The sequence below is a fragment of the Promicromonospora kroppenstedtii DSM 19349 genome (genome assembly GCF_000515355.1).
Lineage (GTDB): Bacteria > Actinomycetota > Actinomycetes > Actinomycetales > Cellulomonadaceae > Promicromonospora > Promicromonospora kroppenstedtii.
This window is the reverse complement of the sequence record NZ_KI911609.1, coordinates 3,120-5,639: the sequence shown is the minus strand read 5'-3', so window position 1 is coordinate 5,639 and position 2,520 is coordinate 3,120. Positions and strand designations below refer to the sequence as shown.

The window sequence follows — 2,520 nt, the reverse complement described above, 5'->3', positions numbered from 1 at the left end:
GGGCCGCGGTCGCGGTGGGCGCCCGGACGGGCGCCGGCGGAGGTGAGGTCCACTCCGAGCACGACGGGGCGAGCGGAGGTGGAGGTGAGGGACGTGGGGGCGAGGGACGTGGGCTGCGACGGGTACGGCACGGCAGGGCTCCGTTCGGGCTGCGGCTGCGCGACGGCGCCCGGAGGACCCGGCCGGCGCACAGGAGGTGCGACGGCGTCCAGGGGTCACCCGGGAGCGCGGCGGCCAGAGGGCAGGAGTAAGACGTCCGGTCAGGGACGTGAGGGCCGGATACGGCCGGGACTCGGCGTGCGACGCCGGGAGGGGGTCCGGGCGGCGGACCGGTGGCGCCTGTGGCGGCCGGTCAGCGCGTCGGGGTTGTCGCGGTCAGCGACAACACATGTCCTCGCGCGGGGCAGCACCAGCCCGCACGGTGACGTTCCGGGTCGGCAGGGACACGTGGACGGCGGGGGCAGCGCTCCGGGTCATCGTCGTTCTCCTCACCTGCTCGCCCAGCGGCGAGCGACGCGTGTTGTCATCCGCCGGCGGCGGTGGACCTGGTCCTCACCCGGGGCACCCACCCGCGCGGGGGGTTGCCGTCCGACCAGCCGGGGCTTCGCGTCGGAGCTCATGACCTGTCGAGATTTTCTACACCACTCCGATCGGATAAGTGCGGTTGGTCTCGATGTCACAGAAGATACGAATGGAGCCCATAGAAGTCAATGATCCTTGCCCAGATCTCACATCCCGGGACCCGCGTCGAGGAGGCGGCGGGTGTAGGGCTGGGCCGGAGCCGACGTCGGCTCGTCGAGCACCAGCAGGGCGATCGCCACGCTCTGCCGCTGGCCGCTGGCCGCCGGACGAGCGGCTGGCACGCACCTTCGGCTGACGCGTTGCCCGCGTCCCGGTCCGGATAGTGAGAAGTCCGGGTCTCCTCCTGGTCATCTTCCGATCCGCCGCCTATACCTCCACCACGGTCAACCGCCCACCGCGCGACCACCGAGCTCAACCCGTTGCGAGGAGCCCTCCCATGACCTCACCGACTGCATCTACCGCACCGATCACCACCCCGCCCGCCCGCACCGTCGTGGTCGTCTCCGGGAACCCCCGTCCCGGGTCGCGCACCCTGGGCGCCGCCGAGGCGGCCGCGCACCGGATCGCCGCGCACCTGTGCATCGACGACGTCGCGACGATCGATCTCGCCACGTTCGCCGGCCAGATCCTCGCCGCCGAGCACCCGGAGGCCGACGCCGCCAAGGAGCGCCTCGCCGGCGCCACCGTCGCCGTGATCGCCACCCCCGTCTACAAGGCGGCCTACACCGGCCTGCTCAAGTCCTTCCTCGACCTGTACGGCGACGACGGCCTGACCGGCGTGGTCACCGTCCCGCTCGTGGTCTCGGGCAGCCCCGCGCACGCCCTGGCCGGCGAGGTGCACCTGCGGCCCGTGCTCGTCGAGCTGGGCGCCGTGGTGCCGGCCCGGTCCCTGACCGTCACGGAGAGCCAGCTCGTCGACCTCGACGGCGTGATCGAGGCCTGGCTCAGCCGGGCAGGCGAGCCGCTGCGGAGGGCGACAGGCTCCACCGTCGACCCAGCTGGTGTTCCAGTCGGTGTCGCTGCCGGCGCCGGTATCGAGGAGGTCGCGCGATGACCGCCGAGAACGTCGACCTGTCCGCCCTGGAGGAGCTCCTGGCCCAGCAGGACGAACCCCAGCTCGGCCCCGACGAGTTCAAGGCCGTCTTCCGCCACCACCCCGCCGGCGTCGCCGTCGTCACCCTGCTGCACGAGGACCGGCCCGTCGGCTTCACCGCCACCTCGGTGATCTCCGTGTCGGCAGCACCCCCGCTGCTCGCCTTCTCCCTGGCCTCCACATCCTCGTCCTGGCCCGCGATCTCCGAGGCCGACACCCTCGCGATCAGCTTCCTCGCCGACCACCAGGACCACATCTCCGCCCGCTTCGCCACCAGCGGCATCGACCGCTTCGCCGACGGCGGATGGTCACCCCTGCCCACCGGCGAGCCGATCATCGACGGCGCCGTCTCCTGGTTCCGCGCGCGGATCGTGCAGCGCACACCGATCGGCGACAGCTACCTCGTCTCGCTGCGCGCCCTGACATCCAACCTGACCCAGGGCAAGCACGATCCCGCCGCCTCCCCACTGGTCTACAAGAACCGCGCCTACCACCGCATCGGCAACGACACGGAGATCTGACGCCGGGCTGCGCCGCCCCCCTGACGGGCGGTGTTGAGCACAGCAGTTCCTGCCAGGGAGCGCGCCCGCCCGGCAGGAACTGCTGTAGTCAACGACGCCGGTCGGGCCGTGACCGGATGGCGAGACGATCCGGCGGGGCCATTGCGTCCGGCCGGGGCGGGGCTATGTTGCGCGCGGTCGGCGTCCGCGGCAGGTCAGCGGGGGTGCGCCGCGACGACATCGGAGGTCCTCTTGTCCACTCCACAGCCCTCTTCGCCCTTCTTCGTCGGCCTCGACGCCGACGGCGCGGGCGCGCACCCGGCGGCCGCCGGCGTCGCGCGCCTC

The 2,520-nt window shown here is 72.6% G+C and carries 2 protein-coding genes and 1 riboswitch; both genes read left to right on the top strand.

The window, feature by feature from the left end:
• Positions 1-512: 512 nt before the first annotated feature.
• Positions 513-624: riboswitch (SAM riboswitch) on the bottom strand.
• A gap of 394 nt (positions 625-1,018) precedes the next feature.
• Positions 1,019-1,636 carry an NAD(P)H-dependent oxidoreductase gene (locus PROKR_RS03820; protein WP_051432646.1) on the top strand — a complete coding sequence of 206 codons (618 nt, stop codon included), beginning with the start codon at positions 1,019-1,021 and terminating at the stop codon, positions 1,634-1,636.
• Positions 1,633-2,196, top strand: a complete 564-nt coding sequence (locus PROKR_RS03815; RefSeq protein ID WP_036959678.1) for a flavin reductase family protein — start codon at positions 1,633-1,635, stop codon at positions 2,194-2,196. The genes PROKR_RS03820 and PROKR_RS03815 overlap by 4 nt, the downstream gene beginning before the upstream one ends.
• Positions 2,197-2,520 lie beyond the last annotated feature (324 nt).

Excerpts from the sequence above, each read along its gene's own strand:
- PROKR_RS03820 (WP_051432646.1), top strand. The coding sequence starts at position 1,019 with ATGACCTCACCGACTGCATCTACCGCACCGATCACCACCCCGCCCGCC.
- PROKR_RS03815 (WP_036959678.1), top strand. The coding sequence starts at position 1,633 with ATGACCGCCGAGAACGTCGACCTGTCCGCCCTGGAGGAGCTCCTGGCC.